We start from the raw sequence: 15,603 nt of genomic DNA, 5'->3' as shown, positions 1-15,603 counted from the left end.
GGTCGGGTCAACCAGACATCTGAAAGAGCCTGCCCATGCAAGACGGTATTTTGGTCATCAATGCCGGTTCCTCCAGCATCAAATTTTCCCTGTACATCTCGCAGGAAGGAATCAAGCCAACTCTATCCTGCAAAGGTTCGGTCGAGGGGATCGACACAGCGCCGCATTTTGTCGTCAAATCGCCGCTCGGGCTGGTTCTGAACGAACGACGCTGGACCGATCATCCCGAGATGAGCCATTCCGACCTGTTCAAGCATCTGATCGAGTGGGTCGAGGATCATCTGGGCGATGTCGAACTGCGCGCGGCCGGTCACCGGGTGGTGCATGGGGGCGCGCTTTATTCCCAGCCGATGCTGGTCACCGACACCTTACTCGACGAACTGGACGAACTGGTTCCGCTGGCCCCCCTGCACCAGCCGCACAATCTGGCCCCGATCCGGGGCTTGCGCGAGGTTCATCCCGATTTGATCCAGGTGGCCTGCTTCGACACCGCCTTTCACCGCTCCAATCCCTGGGAGGCGCAAAGCTTCGCTCTTCCGCGCAAGATCACGATCGAGGGGGTGCGGCGCTATGGCTTTCACGGATTGTCTTACGAATATATCTCGCGCACGTTGAAGCTTTACGCTCCGGCGACAGCGCGGGCCAAGGTGGTGGTGGCGCATCTGGGTAACGGCGCCTCGATGTGCGCGATCACGGAAGGCAAAAGCATCGCCAGCACCCTGGGCTTCACCGCGCTGGACGGCCTGCCGATGGGAACCCGCAGCGGCGCGCTCGATGCCGGTGTCGTGCTCTATCTGTTGCAGCAAAAGGGGATGACCCCCAAAGAGATCGAGGATCTGCTCTATCGCCAGTCCGGTCTGCTCGGCGTGTCGGGAGTCAGCAGCGACATGCGGGTGCTGCTCGACAGCCTGGAGCCGCGTGCCGCCGAGGCGGTCGATCTGTTCATCTATCGCATCGCCCGCGAATTGGGCTCGCTGGCGGCGGCGTTGGGGGGGCTTGATGCCTTTGTCTTTACCGGCGGGATCGGCGAGAACGCCGTCAGCATCCGCACCCGCGTCTGTGCCGCCGCCGAATGGCTGGGGGTGCGGATCGACGAGGAGGCCAACGAGAAGGGTGCGCCCCTGATCAGCGCCCTCGACAGCAAGGTCTCGGTCTGGGTGATCCCCACCGACGAGGAGATGATGATCGCCAAGCACACCCGCGAGGTTCTGCGGGCGTTGCGCAGCCAGGGCGGGGTGGTTTGACCGCGCCCTGGGCACATGGGCCAGGGTCGCCATTTAACGCGCCCTAGCCAAGTCGCGTGGGAAAAGGCAAACTGACACCTAATCGCAAACGGTTGGGGGCCGGGTGATATGCCGAAAGTGAAAATCAGCGTCGGGCGTGTTGCCCTTCAGGTGGACTTGCTTGATACGCCGACCGCCAAGGCCATTCTGGCAGCGGTGCCGTTCGAATCGCGGGCGGCCACGTGGCCTGGCGAGGTTTATTTTCAGGCCCCGGTGCGGACCCCGCTTGAAAGCGATGCTCTCGAAGTGGTCCAATCCGGCGAGATCGTGTTCCGCTCCGAAGGCGAATCGATCATTATCGGCTATGGTCCGACCCCGTGCTCGGACGGCGATGAAATTCGGCTGGCGGCGCGCGCCAATCTGTGGGGCCGGACCAATGACGCTCTGGCCGGTTTGGCGGAGGTCGAGGCGGGCGATCTGGTTCGGGTCGAAGCGGTCGATCCGGCCTGACGCCACGGAAGGATGGGTGAAGACGTGCGTGCGGTTGTTTTGGTGTGGGTGTTGGCTCCGCTGCTGGCGGGCTGCGGTATTCCCGATCTGGTTGCCCATACGGTCAAGGCGGTCGAGAAAAGCCAGCGGGAGCCTGCCTCTTCGGCTGCGGCTCCGACGGCCGTTCCGGCTCCGGCAACCGCAGAATCCTCTTCCCAGGATCGAATCGAGGAAGCTCCGGCTCCGGCTCCGGCCTATACGCCGTCCTCCCGCTCTGGCGGAGGGGGCGGTGGAATCACCGTCGAGGAATTGCCGCCGCGCTGAAGTGAGGCGGCAGATCTTCCACCGCGAGGGCCAGTGCCGTCAGCGTGGCCTGAAGCCGGACCGCGTCGCGGTCGCCGTCGAACCTTTCGACATGCTCGCGGGTGGAACCGCCCCGAACCGCTAGGGCGAAATGGACCAGCCCGACCGGCTTGTCGGTTCCGTCCGAGGTGGGGCCGGCGATTCCCGTGATCGAGACGGCCCGATCAGCGTGAGAGTGAGCGATGGCCCCTTCGGCCATCGCCCGAGCGACCTCCGCGCTGACCGCGCCATGGGCGCGGATCAGGTCGGCGGGAACGCCCAGCATTTCGGTCTTGGCGTCGTTGGAATAGGTAACGAAGCCGCGCTCGACCACCGCCGACGATCCCGAAATCGCAGTCAGCGCCGCCGAAACCATCCCGCCAGTGCAGGATTCGGCGGTGGCGAGCTTTAAACCCCGATCCTTGAGGGAATCGAGAGTCCGCTTGGCGGACTCTCTCAATGCGTCGGGATCGCTCATCCGAGCAGAGGCCGGAGGTGGAGGAAGAGGACCAGCCCGGCCATCGCGAACAATCCGGCCAGCATGTCGTCGAGCATCACCCCCATTCCGCCGCCGAAAGAGCGGTCGGCCTGACCGATCGGTCCGGGTTTCCAGATGTCGAACAGCCGGAACAAGATGAAGGCGACGCCATACGCAACCGGATCAAGCGGGGCCGCTGCCAGAACCAGCCATTGACCGGCAACTTCGTCGATCACGACTTCGGACGGGTCTTCAACCCCGGTCCGGCCGATATATTCGCGAGCGGCCCACCAGCCGACGACGAAACAGATGATCGCCGCCACCAGCACCAACCGGCCGCCGCCAGCCGTCGCCAGCGCCCAGCCGAGGGGAAGCGCCACCAGAGAGCCCCAGGTGCCGGGGGCCTTGGGCAGCAGACCGACACCGAAACAGGTGGCAATCAGGGTCACGGGATGAAAGGCGGTGATGCCGTCGCGTCGATAGGCCAAAGTCGAACTCCCCTGGGACAACTGAAGGCCCTCAGGATATCACGACCGGCCCGAACGGTCACCCGGCCGGACGGGGGAGAGGCGGCGCGATCGGAGGGATATCCCAGCCGGATTGCAGCGCGATCCGCACCGCTTGAGCCCGGTTGGCTGCGCCGATCTTGCGATAGACGTTGCGGAGGTGGACCTTGATGGTGATTTCCTGAAGATTGAGCGCCAGGGCGATTTCCTTGTTGGTGCGCCCCTCGATCAACTGCGCCAGAATCTCGCCCTCGCGCCGCGACAGGCGGTCAAACGGCGGCGGCGCAGCCCCTGGACGGACGGCGGGCGGGGATTCCGTGGTTTCGAAGAAGCTGCTGGAGGGCAGATAGGTTTCGCCTGACAGAACCAGCCTGAGGGCGTTGACCATCGCGGTACCGCCAACGGTCTTGGGGATGAATCCAGCGGCACCGGCCTGAACTGCGGCTTGGACATGGTCGCGGGAGGAATAGCCCGAGACGATCACGACCGGAATCCCCGGAGCCAGAGTCTTGATCCGGGTCAGTCCGTCAAGTCCGGTCATTCCCGGCATCATCAGGTCGAGTAGCACCAGATCCGGGAGGGGCGCGCCGTCGTCGATGGCGGCGACAGCTTCATCCAGTGTGGCGGCGTCAATGATTTCGGCCTCGGAATCAAGCTCGCGGAGGAACGGTCGTAACCCATCCCGCACCAGCTTGTGGTCATCGGCCACAAGAATACGCACTTCGGTTACTCCCAGAATCGGGGTGGGATGGAATCGTCCCGCCCGAAAGTATAAGCGTCCCCGTTCGCCCCGACAACCCAGACCTAAGAGGAAATAAGCCTTATCAACAGGATGTAAAGGGTTCTTCGGACGGGGGGAGAAGGAACGCAGCAATCAGCCGAGTGATTTCGGACAAAGGCGGCGGTTTTTTCACTACGACACAGCGTTCGTCCCGGAAGCGCGCGTCCAACCGGTCCGCTCCGCCGGGTCGGGCGGTGGTGACGATGATCGGCAGCAGGGGGTCGAAATCGCGCAGGACGGTGATCAGATCCTCGCCATCTCCGGTCTGGACCAACAGATCGGTGATGACGACGTCGGCGGGATCGTTACGAAAGCGGTCCCAGGCGTCGCGTCCGCTGTCGGCCAGACTGACCCGGCAGCCCTGCGCGGACAGATAGGAAGACAGGGCGGCGGCGGCGGCGGGATCGTTCTCGACCACCAGGATGTGCGATCCGGCAGGTTGGGGGAGGGCGGCGGACGAAGCGGACGGGTCGGGTTCGTCAATCCGCAACGTGTCGAGAATCTGTGCGGTGCGTTCGGATTGCTCGGCGATCAGGGCGAATTGGCTTTCCGGCCAGCCATCGGCGGGAATTCTGTCCCGCTCGATCATCAGCAGCGCCCCCTCGGCGGCGAGCCGGATCACGTTGAGCGGCTGGGACAATTTGTGCCGTACCCTGGCGATTTGCTCCTTCAGGGCCTGTCGGGCGTCGCGGCGGGACTGATCGCGCGCCCGGCTCTGTTCGCTGGCGTCACGGATCACCAGCAATCGCGAGGGCCGGTCCCGAAAGACGATGTTGCGCCCGGTCAGTTCGGCTTCAAAATGATCGCCGTTGAGACGGCGCAGATGGTAGGGAAACACCTGTTCGGTGGCGGGAGGATCGGCCAGACGCATCATCGCCAGGGCGAGCGAGCGGTCATCGACCAAGTCAAGCGCATGGTGTCCCTGCACCTCTTGCCCTGTTTCTGCTCCGAACAAGCGCTGGGCGGCCGGGTTGGCGAACACCACCTCGGCTTGGGTGGTGACGATGACGGCGTCGGGAAGAAGGTCGAGCAGCAGACGGATATTGTCTTCGCTCGGGACGGTCGAGGCGATGTCGTCGCTGGCGGGCGGCGCGCTCATCATCTACACCCCAAACTGACGATCTATTTTGAGGATACGTCCGCCGCCTTGTCCGTTCCATAGAATTCCAATGGGTTGATGCCGCCGGACCTTGAGCCAAGCCCGTTCTCGTGATCTTCTCGGGGGCGGTAATCCGGAATGGACGAGGATAGAATAGAATGTCGAGACGGCTTGGGGCTCTGATGCTGATCTGCGCGCTGGCGGCGGGGCCGGGAGCCCAGGCGGCCGAACCGGCGCTTGATGTGCTTGACGCTCCGGTGTCCTACAGCGCCGATTTTACCCTGACCGGACCGCGCGGGGCCTATACCGGCCATGTCTGGCACGCGCCGGGAAGCGAGCGGCGCGAGGTCGCGACCCAGGGCGGCGGGCAGGGCGTGTTGATTCACCGCGATACCGGGACCGCCTATTTCCTGGGGATCGGGGGCAAATGGTATGTCAGCCTGTCGATGGAGGCGGCCAGCACGTTGATCGGCGGTCTGCAATCGTGGGAGATCGAACGGAGCCGGATCGGCGAGGAAACCGTTGCCGGGGTTCGGGCCACCCGCTGGCGTGCTCAGGCGAGCGGGCCAAAGGGCGGGTTCGACGGCGAGATGTGGACCAGCCGCGATGGGATCGTCGTCAAGGCGGTTGGCACCGTTGCCGCTCCCGGTGGCTCTCCGTCTCCGGTTGAAATGACCCTGTCCCGGCTCAAGGTGGGGACGGTCGATTCCAAGATGCTGGAGGTGCCCGAAGGCTGGTTCAGCCTCGACCTGCGCAAGTTGCCAGCCGATCGGGTGGTTCAGGCGATCGAGGGAATGAAGCCGATGTTGGACAAGCGAAGCGCCCGCTGATGCGGGCGTCCTACCACACCCGGACGCGTCCGGTGTCGATATGGACGAAGTCAGACTCGGGATAAGTGCCGACGCCCCCGGCGCGGAGCGAGCGGGCGGCGCGGCCGATCATCCGAGGGGTGTGGCCGGGAACGCGGATATCGACCGCTTTGCCTTCGGTGTGGAGGCTGTGGGTGGCGACGCCGTCGCTATAGCTGGCCAGGATCGCGTTGGTGGCGGGGGAGCGGTAGCCGCTGACGATGTGGACCGAGCCCTTGACGCCGACTTTGCGCTGAACCGACACCAACAAATCCAGCAGACGCGGATCAATCGGGTGAATCGCCCCGGTACGGTGATCGCGCAGGAACCGGGAAATCTGGGCAATGGCGCGGGGCTGGTAGCGGCCTTCCCCCCAATAGACCGTTTTCAGGGTCTCGCCAGTATGGATATTGTAGAGATTGAGCGAGCGTTCGGGCAAACGGCGAACAGCAGCCTCGACCGGAGAAACGGCCACCATCGCGGCGGCTGCACCCAGACCAAGGGTCAGGAAACCTCGCCGGTTCTTCACCTCGTCGATCATCCTCCCCCTCCTTGCGGATCGCCCTTCGGGTGGGCGCGGACCTTTCTTAGCACCGACGGCCGGTCGGGTGTCAACCCTATCCGTGCGGATTCGGTTTCATTCCGCACGCGTTCTGGCGGGAAACCGCTCAATTATTGGCGGTTGAGCGGTACCGTAGAACCGCTCTGACCTAGCTTCATTTTACGCCGATCATGCCGGAGGAGACGCAGGGCGCGGCTTGGCCTGAATCCGCGACTGGCGCAGGGCTTGGCCGAGGCGGCGATCGTGACCGTAAATGTCGTCGCGGAAATTGATCTCTCCCGTCGGATCGACCCAAGCCGTGAAGTAGATCAGATAGACCGGAATATTGCGTTCGAGCTTCAGGGTCCGGGTTTTCTTGTCCTCGTTCAGATTCTCGCTCAACCGGCTCTTCCAGCGGCTGCCCAGCAGCATCTCGCCCAAGGCAACCGGCTCTTCCAATCGGATGCAGCCATGCGATAAGGCGCGGTAAGCCCGTGAAAACGCCCGATGATTGGGGGTGTCGTGCAGATAGATGTCGTCGGCGTTGCGCAGGTTGAACTTCAACTGACCGAGCGCGTTGTCCGGTCCCGGCGGCTGACGCAGCCGATAGGGAAACTTCTTGCCGATCGCGTTCCAGTCGATGCCGTCGCCAGCGGCTTCGGGGCTGTCCTCGGGGTAATCGGCGATCTGGAGGTTGCTGGTGGCTAAATAATTGGGATCGCGCCGCAATTTGGGCAGAATCTCGTTGTTGGCGATGCTGCTCGGCACCGACCAGGGCGGGTTCAGCACCACCGAACTCATCGAGGTATCCATGCTCGGCGTCGGGTGGCGGGTGTCGCCGACCACCACTCGCATCGTCATCGCCACCGCGCCATCCTCGACCAGATCGAGCGAGGCGGCGGGGATGTTAACGCTGACATGCAGTCGCCCGAGCTGGTGCGGCATCCAGCGCCAGCGTTCGAGATTGGCGGTGATCTGGCGCAGCCTCACCTCGACCGGGACGTTGAGAGCGGCCAGACTGCGGGCGCCGATGGTACCGTCGGGGTCGAGCCCGTGGCGGCGCTGGAAGCGTTTGACCGCTTCGACCACCGGCGCGTCATAGGTGGTGCCCTCGGCCAAAGCGGGGTCGAGATCGCCGCTGACGATCAATCGGCGGCGCAGGACCGGCAGGCGGTCATCGACCGCTTCGAGCGGAACCAGCTTCGCTCCTTCGGGGATGATCGGCCAGCCCCCGGCACGGGCGATCGTCTGGAGCCGCTCCAGCCCTTCCTTCAGGCGCAGATAGCCGACGAACGGCGGCTGGACCGCCGCAGCCTGTTCGGCCAGCGTTTTTCCGTCAGCAAGACCACGCAGGAAGCGGGTGCCGTCGAATCCGTTGCGGTTGTTGCCGCCGAACCCGCCGAAGGCCCGGTCGGGATCGACCCGGCCGATCGCGATATCGCGGCCAAGCCGCAGCAGCGCGCGGCTGTGCGAGATGTCGGCCTCGATGTCGGTCGGAAACGAGGACGGGACGGCATAGGGTGAGCGGTCGAGTCCCTCGGCGGTGGCGACGGCGGGCAGGTCTTCGAGCAGCCGCGAGCCCGATGCGGCACGGGGACCGGTCCAGGCCAGATGATAGGAGCGGGTGCGATAGAATTCGCGCAAGACCCGGCCGTCCCGGTCAGGCTCGGTAGTGGCGGCCGAGGCGATCACCGTCTCGATCCGCCGCTGCACCGTCGGTGCCGATTCGGCCCAGGCCAAGGAATCGCCCCCCAGCGTTGCCAAGCCGAGGGTTAGGGAAACGTAAAAGTGGCGGGCGAAGGGCACGTTCAACCTCTGACCCCGGGGGCGGGGCGCGCTGGGGGGGCGATACGAAAGTCCCGCCGAGGATCGACGGGTTGTCCGACTCGGATATCGAACCAATCGACGGGAGTGTCAACGCCCAACCGCCCTTTGTTACGCCATTGGAGTCTGTTTCTTTAACCCTGTTGCCAAGGCAACGCGCTCGCTTTCCATCCTGACACGGTACCGCGATGCTTTTGGGCGTCGAATCCGCCCTCGAATCCGTCGGTGATGTTCCAGCATTCGCGATAGCCGATCTCGGTCAGATACTCGGCCGCCGCCCGCGACCGCACGCCCGAACGGCACAAAAGATAGATCGGATCGTCGCGGCCAACCCCTTCGGACTCAAGAAGGGCGGCGAAATCGTCGTTATGGGTCATGCCGGGAAAAATCTGCCACGACACCCGCACCAGAGACCGCCCCAGCGAGGACAGATCGGGCTGGCCGACGAAGGTCCATTCCGCCTGGGTGCGGACGTCGATCAGCCATGCGCGTGGAGTTTGGGCCAAACGCCGCCACGCCTCGGTCGGCGAAACCTCGCCGGCATAGGTCAGGGAACTGGCGGTTGATGAACTCATGACAATGGCTCCTTGGGAAAATACAACATCGTGACAATGTCATATTGCAAAATTATACACAATAATAATGTTGTCCGCTCCGGGGTCGGGCGGGCGTTGACTCCGGCCGGGTGGCGGTGTTGTTGTTCGCCCTGTGCATAACGGGAGGGGGGCCAGGATGGCCGGGTTGCGGTGGGCGTCGATCCTCGTGGCGGCGGTGCTGCTGTTTTCCGCTGTTGCGCCAGCCGAAGCCGCGCCTGAACCGGGCGCGTCCGACTGGGTGAGCTCCGAGTCTGGCCGGGTGCGGCTGATTGCCGCCCGCGCCACCCTGGCCGAAGCCGGGACGGTGCGGCTGGGCCTGCATTTCGATCTCGCTCCCGATTGGAAGATCTACTGGCGGACTCCGGGCGACGCCGGTTATCCCCCCCGGATCGACTGGGCCGGTTCGCAGGGCGCGGGAGAGGCAGCGATCCGCTGGCCCGCGCCGCATCGCTTCGTTCTGGCCGGGTTGCAGAATTACGGGTATCAGGGCGAGGTGGTGCTGCCGATCGATCTGCGCCTGACCGCGCCGGGTCAGGCGGTGTCGCTGCGGGCCAGGGTCGAGTTCCTCGCCTGTGCCACGCTGTGCGTGCCGCAACAGGCCGATCTGTCGCTCGATCTGGCGGCAGGCGACGGCGCAGCCTCGATCTATGCCCACACCATCGCCCGCTTCGATGCGCTGGTGCCCAGCGAGGGGGAGCGCCACGGCCTGTCGCTCGACCGCGCCGAAGCGGCGGGGCAGGGCGAGTCCAGCCGCTTGCGTCTGGTCGTTCGCGCCGCCGAGCCGTTCGAGGCTCCCGATCTGTTCGTCGAATCCCCTGATTTTCCCGCCTTTGCCGCGCCTCGCGTGACCGTGTCGCCCGACCGCCGCCAGGTGACGTTCGAGGTCGAGCCATCGACCCCGCCGACCCGGTCGTTGCTGGGGGCTCCGCTGACCGTCACCATCGTCGATGGTGCCCGCTCGCTCGAAGCGATGGTCGAGCCGGTTGCCGCTCGCGCCGATGCCACTCCGCTGGCCGGAATGCTGCTGATCGCGCTGCTGGGGGGGCTGATCCTCAATCTGATGCCCTGCGTGTTGCCGGTGCTGTCGATCAAGCTGCTGGGCATTCTCGGCCATGGCGGCGGTGAACGCGGTCATGCCCGGTTGAGCTTTCTGGCCTCGGCCGCCGGTATCGTCGCCTCGTTCCTGGCCTTGGCCACTCTCGCCATCGTCTTGCGTCAAGCCGGGCTGGCGGTGGGGTGGGGGATCCAGTTCCAGCAACCGGCCTTCCTGGCGGCGATGGTGCTGGTCCTGCTGCTGTTCGCCGCCAATCTGTGGGGCGGCTTCGAGATCCGGCTGCCGCGCTGGCTGCTCGACCGCACCCCGGCAGGTGAGGCGCAGCCGTCGCTGAGTGGGCACTTTCTGTCCGGCGCGCTGGCGACCCTGTTGGCGACTCCGTGCTCTGCGCCGTTTCTCGGCACTGCGATCGGGTTCGCCCTGGCGCGCGGCCCGGTCGAGATCATTGCGATCTTTACCGCCTTGGGGCTCGGCATGGCCGCTCCATTCCTGCTGGTCGCGGTCTGGCCCGACGCGGTGCTGCGACTGCCCCGGCCGGGGCGGTGGATGATCCGGGTCCGGGTGGCGATGGGGGTCGCGCTGGCCGGAACCGCCCTGTGGCTGTTGCTGGTTCTGGTCGAGCAGTTTCACACCGTCTCCCCGCCCGAGGAGAACAAGGTGGCGGCGGGCGCAATCGCCTGGACTCCGTTCGACCCTGCCGCGATCCCCGCTTTCGTCGCCGAGGGCAAGACCGTGTTCGTCGATGTCACCGCCGATTGGTGCATCACCTGCAAGGTCAATAAACTGGCGGTGCTGGAGCGGGGCGAACTGGCCCAAAGGCTGTCCTCGCCCGGACTGATCGCGATGCGGGCCGACTGGACCCGGCCCGATGTGGTTGTGACCGATTATCTCGCCTCGTTCGGGCGCTATGGGATTCCCTTCAACGCGGTCTATGGGCCGGGGGCACCCCAGGGGATCGCGTTGCCGGAATTGCTGTCCGAACAGGCGGTGCTCGATGCGTTGGAGCGGGCGGCGGCCCAGCCGCCTATTCCCGCCGCTGTTCCGCCCATCGTTCCCGAGAGCGGGCCTATTCCGCCGCCTCCCCCCCCGGCGGGCGGCTGAGGCCGGGGGGAAGCCGGGTGTCGAGATTGCACAGCGTCTTTTCGACCTGAGTTTGGGTCAGGTTCTCGACCTTCGACAGATCGGCGGCGCGCAGATCGGCCCCGATCAGGATCGCGCCCTTCAGATCGGCTCCGGCCAGTCGGGCCCGCGACAGCACCGCTCCGGACAGGTCGCTGCCGCGCAGGATCGCGCCTTCAAGATTGCTGAGGTCGAGGCGGGCGTGGCGGAGCGCCGCGACGCCCAGATTGGCGCCACCCAGATCGGCGGCGGACAGAACGGCGCGGCGGAAATCCGATCCGTCGAGCCGGGCGCGGGCCAGACTGGCGTCGGACAGGTCGGTCTCGCGGAACGAGGCCTGGGGCAAAATCGTGTCGGTGAGGTCGGCTCCGGCCAGATCGCGGCTGGCGAAATTGGCGCGCTGACCCTCCGCTCCGCTGCTTTCCAGCCATTTGCCATGTTCGGCAATCACCGCCGACAAATCGAAGCGGGCGACGTCGCCGCCGATGCGGACGACACGGCCTTCGGCGGCCAGCGCGTCCTGCCACGCTTGCCTGCGTCGTTCGGCGCGTCGGCGGGCCGCTTCGGCCTCGGCATCGAACGGGGAGGGAGCCAGATCGTCGTCGCCAAGGCGGCCGGAGCGTCGGGTTGGCAACGCGACCAGATCGTCATCGCCCAGGGTTCCCCCCGAAGGCCGCCGGATCAAAGCCGCGGCGATGCGACCGCCCGTCGCTTCGATCCGACGCGGCGGCGTTGGAGCCTGGGGCGGCGGGGCCGAGACGACCGCCACGATCGGGGCCGGGGGCGGGATCGGGGCTGGCGGCGGAGCGGGCGGCGGCGGGGGTGGAACGGCGCGGACGAAATTTGGTCTGACCCGGTCGTGGGCAGCGGTGGGGGCGGGCATCCGGGTCGGAGCGGCCAGGGTCTCGGCGACCCGCAGTGTCAGTTCGTGCCCCGAGACTGGTTTGGGCACCATTCCCTCGATCCCCAGCGCGCGGGCATGATCGACCGCGCCTTTTAGCGCCGAAGATGCCACGACCAGGATGGGAATCGCGGTGGGAGAGTGGCCGCGCAGACGCTCGATCACCGTCAGGCCTTCGTCGGGCACACCGGTCAGATCGACAATCGCGAGATCGGCTCCGCGCCGGATCAGATCGGTCGTATCGGCGGCAACGCCATAGGAGACGATGTCGCCGACGGCAAGCTTGCGGAAGGTCTGGCGCACCAGAAAGCGGAACTGATCGTCGGTGCCGAACACCAGAAGGCGAACGCTTTTCCACTCCGTCCGGCGCCCGCCATCGGCGTGGCTGGGATGTCGCATGCTCCGGCGCCCTTCTTTTGTCTAACACGAAGATAGGCATACTTTCGTCAATGCGCAATTGCCTCGATCAAATGTCGGTGACGCCACCTTGTCTTGTTGCGGCGCACGGAGCGGGCCGCCATGATGCGCAAATGCGTAGCAAACGAACCCCCTCGAATTGGGACCGGGCGCGTGGCCAGGGAGCCGCCGCCGACTGGTCCACCATCCGCGCCCTGCTGCCCAGTCTCTGGCCCGAGGGCGAGCCCAATCTGCGCCTCAGGGTTGTGGTGGCGATGCTGCTGCTTGCCCTGGCCAAGGCAGTTACCGTCACGGTTCCGCTGATCTACAAGCATGCGGTCGATGCCCTGTCGCAGCATCCCGGAGCGGGGGCGGTGGTGGCGGTGCCGTTTGGGTTGCTGCTGGCCTATGGACTCGCTCGTGTGCTGGCCGGAACCTTCGGCGAGGTGCGCGATATCGTTTTCGTCAAGGTGGCGCAGCGGGCGATCCGCACCACCGGGCTCGATGTGTTCCGCCACCTTCACCAATTGGGCTTGCGCTTTCACCTCGACCGCCAGACCGGCGGCGTGACCAGGGCGATCGAGCGCGGCACCAAGGCGATTGAGTTCCTGCTCCATTTCCTGCTGTTCAGCATCCTGCCGACTCTGCTGGAAATCGCGATGGTGACGGCGGTTCTGTGGGGTCTTTACGATTCCGGTTTCGCTCTGATCACGGTCGGAACCATCGTGATCTATATCTCCTTCACCTTCGCGGTGACGGAATGGCGCACCAAGTTCAGACGCCGGATGAACGAGACCGAATCCGAAGCGGCGGCCAAGGCGATCGATTCATTGCTAAATTTCGAGACGGTGAAGTATTTCGGCAACGAGGCGCACGAGGCCGGGCGCTACGATTCCTCGCTGCGAACCTACGAGGCCGCCGCCACCAAATCCAAGGTGACGCTGTCGCTGCTCAATATCGGCCAGGGCGCGATTATCGCCATCGGCCTGACCCTGGTGATGGTCGAGGCGGCCAAGGGCGTCGCCGCGGGGCGGATGACCGTCGGCGATTTCGTCCTGGTCAATTCCTATCTGGTCCAGTTGTACCTGCCGCTGAACTTCCTCGGCGCGGTCTATCGCGAAATCCGCCAGTCGTTGACCGATCTCGAATCGATGTTCCGGCTCTTGCGCGAACCGGCCGAGATCAAGGACGCGCCCGATGCCGGGGCGCTCGAGGTCTATGGCGGCGAAATCCGGTTCGAGGATGTTCGTTTCGGCTACGATCCAGATCGTCAGATTCTCGGCGGGGTCAGCTTTAGCGTTCCCGCCGGGCGGACCCTGGCCATCGTCGGTGCCTCCGGGGCGGGCAAAAGCACGATTTCCCGCCTGCTGTTCCGCTTCTACGAGGTCGGATCGGGGGCGATTCGGATCGACGGCCAGGATATCCGCGCCGTGACCCAGGATTCGTTGCGGGCTGCGATTGGAATCGTGCCCCAGGACACGGTGCTGTTCAACGACACCATCCGCTACAACATCGCCTATGGCCGTCCCGTCGCAGGTCCGGACGAGATCGAGGAGGCGGCGCGTCTGGCCCGCATCCACGATTTCGTCGTCTCGCTGCCCCAGGGCTACGACACCCGGGTCGGCGAGCGCGGCCTGAAGCTGTCCGGTGGCGAAAAGCAGCGGGTCGCGATCGCTCGCACCATCTTGAAGCGTCCGGCGATCCTGATCTTCGACGAGGCCACCAGCGCGCTCGACACTCAGACCGAAAAGGAAATCCAGGTGTCGCTGCGCGAGGTGTCGCGCAACCGCACCACCCTGATTATCGCGCATCGTCTCTCGACCGTGGTCGATGCCGACGAGATCCTGGTGCTTGATCGCGGTCAGGTGATCGAACGCGGCCGCCACGCCGCGCTGCTGGCCGCCGACGGACGCTATGCCCAGATGTGGCGGCGCCAGCAGGAAGCCGGCGACCTCAAGCAGCGCCTCGCCGAAACCAGGGAACGGCAGGGGCAGTGAGGCTTTCATTAGGGGCGGACCGGTGGGAGTGGTATATCCCGCTCTAAAGGGGAGGACATCGTTTTATGAGCATTCGTCGCAAGCTGATTGCCGGCAACTGGAAGATGAACGGACTGAAGGCCGATTCGGCCGAACTGGCGAGCGCGCTGGCCGCCCGCTGGAACGCCGGGCCGCGTCCGGACTGTGACCTGCTGGTCTGCCCGCCGTTCCCGCTGATCGTGCCGGTCGCCGCCGCACTGGCCGGGACCGCGATCGCGGTGGGGGCGCAGGATTGCCACGCCAAGACCGCCGGAGCCCATACCGGCGACGTCGCCGCCCCCCTGCTGGCCGATCTGGGCTGCACGGCGGTGATCGTCGGCCATTCCGAGCGCCGCGCCGATCATGGCGAAAGCGACAGTGCGGTCAAGGCCAAGGCCGAAGCCGCCCTGGCTGCCGGTCTGATCGCCATCGTCTGCGTCGGCGAGACGCTGGAGCAGCGCGAGGCCGGGCGGACGCTGGAGGTCAATACCAGCCAGTTGCGCGGATCGTTGCCCGCCGGAGCGACTGCCGCCAATCTGGTGATCGCCTACGAACCGGTTTGGGCGATCGGGACCGGCCGGGTCGCCACTCCGGCCCAGGCCCAGGAAGTCCATGCCGTATTGCGGGCCGAACTGATCGCACTGCTGGGGGCGGAAACCGCTGCGGCGACCCGCATCCTCTATGGCGGCTCGATGAAGCCCGACAACGCCACCGAACTTTTGTCCCTTCCCGACGTCGATGGCGGATTGATCGGCGGGGCCAGCCTGAAGGCGGCGGATTTCTGGGCAATCGCCACTGCCGGCTGAAAGGTGCTGGGGATAACTTTGCACTAGCCTTCCTTTGCGACCGGGTCTAAAAACGGCGCATGCAATTCATCCCCGACCGGGAGCAGTGTCCGAACGGACCCCGCTCCCGGTCGGACGGATTCCCGGTGCAAATTCCCTGGTGGTCGCTACATGGACTTTTTTCCGATCATTCTGGTCATCCACATCCTCCTCGCGCTCGCCCTGGTCGGGGTGATCCTGCTTCAACGCAGCGAGGGGGGCGCGTTGGGTATCGGCGGCAACAGCGGCGGCGGACTGATGTCCGGCCGTTCGGCTGGCAATCTGCTGACCCGGACCACCGCGATCATTGCCACTCTGTTTTTCTCGACCAGCATGGTTCTTGCGCTGATCGCCAGCCACCGTTCCGGCGAAGGCTCGCCCTTCGACAAGGTGCAGGTTCAGGCTCCGGTCGCTCCGGCGGCCCCCGCCGAGCCTGCGGCTCCCAGCGCGCCGTTGGCGCGCTGATCGTGGCTTTGGTCCCGGGCGCAGGTGTGCCCGCGGGTCGTTTGATGAGTGAATCGCTTCTGGTCGGACCTTTTCCGGCGTTCCTTGGGGACGTTACGGCCG

Annotated in this window: 16 protein-coding genes; 8 read left to right on the top strand and 8 right to left on the bottom strand. The window is 65.4% G+C overall.

Annotated elements, in window-relative coordinates; all coding sequences use genetic code 11:
* Positions 1 to 35 precede the first annotated feature (35 nt).
* The 3 genes from BLW40_RS10020 (at position 36) to BLW40_RS10010 (ending at position 2,036) form a co-directional block, all read left to right on the top strand.
* Positions 36 to 1,244: an acetate/propionate family kinase gene (locus BLW40_RS10020; RefSeq protein ID WP_074768125.1), complete on the top strand. Its 1,209-nt coding sequence runs from the start codon at positions 36 to 38 to the stop codon at positions 1,242 to 1,244.
* A 108-nt stretch (positions 1,245 to 1,352) separates the two neighbouring features.
* On the top strand, positions 1,353 to 1,733 hold the full coding sequence (locus BLW40_RS10015) for a cyclophilin-like family protein (RefSeq protein ID WP_074768123.1): 381 nt from the start codon (positions 1,353 to 1,355) through the stop codon (positions 1,731 to 1,733).
* Positions 1,734 to 1,757: 24 nt separating this feature from the next.
* Positions 1,758 to 2,036 (top strand): hypothetical protein, encoded by a 279-nt coding sequence (locus BLW40_RS10010; protein WP_139305557.1) that lies wholly within the window; start codon positions 1,758 to 1,760, stop codon positions 2,034 to 2,036.
* Here the strand turns inward: BLW40_RS10010 and BLW40_RS10005 are convergent.
* The 4 genes from BLW40_RS10005 to BLW40_RS09990 form a co-directional block, all read right to left on the bottom strand.
* On the bottom strand, positions 2,008 to 2,532 hold the full coding sequence (locus tag BLW40_RS10005; RefSeq protein WP_074768119.1) for a CinA family protein: 525 nt from the start codon (positions 2,530 to 2,532) through the stop codon (positions 2,008 to 2,010). The two genes, BLW40_RS10010 and BLW40_RS10005, sit on opposite strands and share 29 nt — an antisense overlap.
* Positions 2,529 to 3,041 carry a phosphatidylglycerophosphatase A family protein gene (locus tag BLW40_RS10000; protein WP_244511123.1) on the bottom strand — a complete coding sequence of 171 codons (513 nt, stop codon included), beginning with the start codon at positions 3,039 to 3,041 and terminating at the stop codon, positions 2,529 to 2,531. Before BLW40_RS10000 ends, BLW40_RS10005 begins: the two co-directional genes overlap by 4 nt.
* Positions 3,042 to 3,078: 37 nt before the next feature.
* Positions 3,079 to 3,759, bottom strand: coding sequence for a response regulator transcription factor (locus tag BLW40_RS09995; RefSeq protein ID WP_074768115.1), 681 nt, complete (start codon positions 3,757 to 3,759; stop codon positions 3,079 to 3,081).
* A gap of 103 nt (positions 3,760 to 3,862) precedes the next feature.
* Positions 3,863 to 4,918 carry an ATP-binding response regulator gene (locus tag BLW40_RS09990; protein ID WP_074768113.1) on the bottom strand — a complete coding sequence of 352 codons (1,056 nt, stop codon included), beginning with the start codon at positions 4,916 to 4,918 and terminating at the stop codon, positions 3,863 to 3,865.
* Between the two features lie 158 nt (positions 4,919 to 5,076).
* Between BLW40_RS09990 and BLW40_RS09985 the strand changes: the two genes are divergently transcribed.
* Positions 5,077 to 5,748, top strand: a complete 672-nt coding sequence (locus BLW40_RS09985) for a hypothetical protein (protein WP_074768111.1) — start codon at positions 5,077 to 5,079, stop codon at positions 5,746 to 5,748.
* A gap of 10 nt (positions 5,749 to 5,758) precedes the next feature.
* Here BLW40_RS09985 and mepK read toward each other — a convergent pair whose 3' ends face one another.
* From mepK to BLW40_RS09970, 3 genes are all read right to left on the bottom strand, one after another.
* Complete coding sequence (gene mepK, locus BLW40_RS09980; RefSeq protein WP_074768109.1) at positions 5,759 to 6,307, bottom strand: peptidoglycan L,D-endopeptidase MepK; 549 nt, start codon at positions 6,305 to 6,307, stop codon at positions 5,759 to 5,761.
* A gap of 189 nt (positions 6,308 to 6,496) precedes the next feature.
* Entirely contained in the window at positions 6,497 to 8,113 is a 1,617-nt protein-coding gene (locus tag BLW40_RS09975; protein ID WP_074768300.1) for a L,D-transpeptidase family protein, read from the bottom strand.
* Between the two features lie 152 nt (positions 8,114 to 8,265).
* Positions 8,266 to 8,706, bottom strand: a complete 441-nt coding sequence (locus BLW40_RS09970) for a rhodanese-like domain-containing protein (RefSeq protein ID WP_074768107.1) — start codon at positions 8,704 to 8,706, stop codon at positions 8,266 to 8,268.
* A gap of 157 nt (positions 8,707 to 8,863) precedes the next feature.
* Here BLW40_RS09970 and BLW40_RS09965 point away from each other — a divergent pair, with 157 nt between their 5' ends.
* Positions 8,864 to 10,882, top strand: coding sequence for a protein-disulfide reductase DsbD family protein (locus BLW40_RS09965; RefSeq protein ID WP_083386726.1), 2,019 nt, complete (start codon positions 8,864 to 8,866; stop codon positions 10,880 to 10,882).
* Here BLW40_RS09965 and BLW40_RS09960 read toward each other — a convergent pair.
* On the bottom strand, positions 10,848 to 12,200 hold the full coding sequence (locus BLW40_RS09960; protein ID WP_074768105.1) for a pentapeptide repeat-containing protein: 1,353 nt from the start codon (positions 12,198 to 12,200) through the stop codon (positions 10,848 to 10,850). The genes BLW40_RS09965 and BLW40_RS09960 overlap by 35 nt on opposite strands.
* Before the next feature lie 131 nt (positions 12,201 to 12,331).
* Here BLW40_RS09960 and BLW40_RS09955 point away from each other — a divergent pair, with 131 nt between their 5' ends.
* From BLW40_RS09955 to secG, 3 genes are all read left to right on the top strand, one after another.
* On the top strand, positions 12,332 to 14,194 hold the full coding sequence (locus BLW40_RS09955; RefSeq protein ID WP_074768103.1) for an ABCB family ABC transporter ATP-binding protein/permease: 1,863 nt from the start codon (positions 12,332 to 12,334) through the stop codon (positions 14,192 to 14,194).
* A gap of 65 nt (positions 14,195 to 14,259) precedes the next feature.
* Positions 14,260 to 15,018: a triose-phosphate isomerase gene (gene tpiA, locus BLW40_RS09950; protein ID WP_074768101.1), complete on the top strand. Its 759-nt coding sequence runs from the start codon at positions 14,260 to 14,262 to the stop codon at positions 15,016 to 15,018.
* 150 nt (positions 15,019 to 15,168) lie between these two features.
* A complete protein-coding gene (gene secG, locus BLW40_RS09945) occupies positions 15,169 to 15,501 on the top strand; it encodes a preprotein translocase subunit SecG (protein ID WP_074768099.1) in 333 nt (110 codons plus the stop codon).
* Positions 15,502 to 15,603 lie beyond the last annotated feature (102 nt).

The sequence above is a fragment of the Magnetospirillum fulvum genome (assembly GCF_900108475.1).
In the GTDB taxonomy this organism is placed as follows: Bacteria; Pseudomonadota; Alphaproteobacteria; order Rhodospirillales; family Magnetospirillaceae; genus Phaeospirillum; species Phaeospirillum fulvum_A.
Note: the sequence above shows the minus strand (reverse complement) of the source record. Positions and strands in the feature narration are given on the sequence as shown.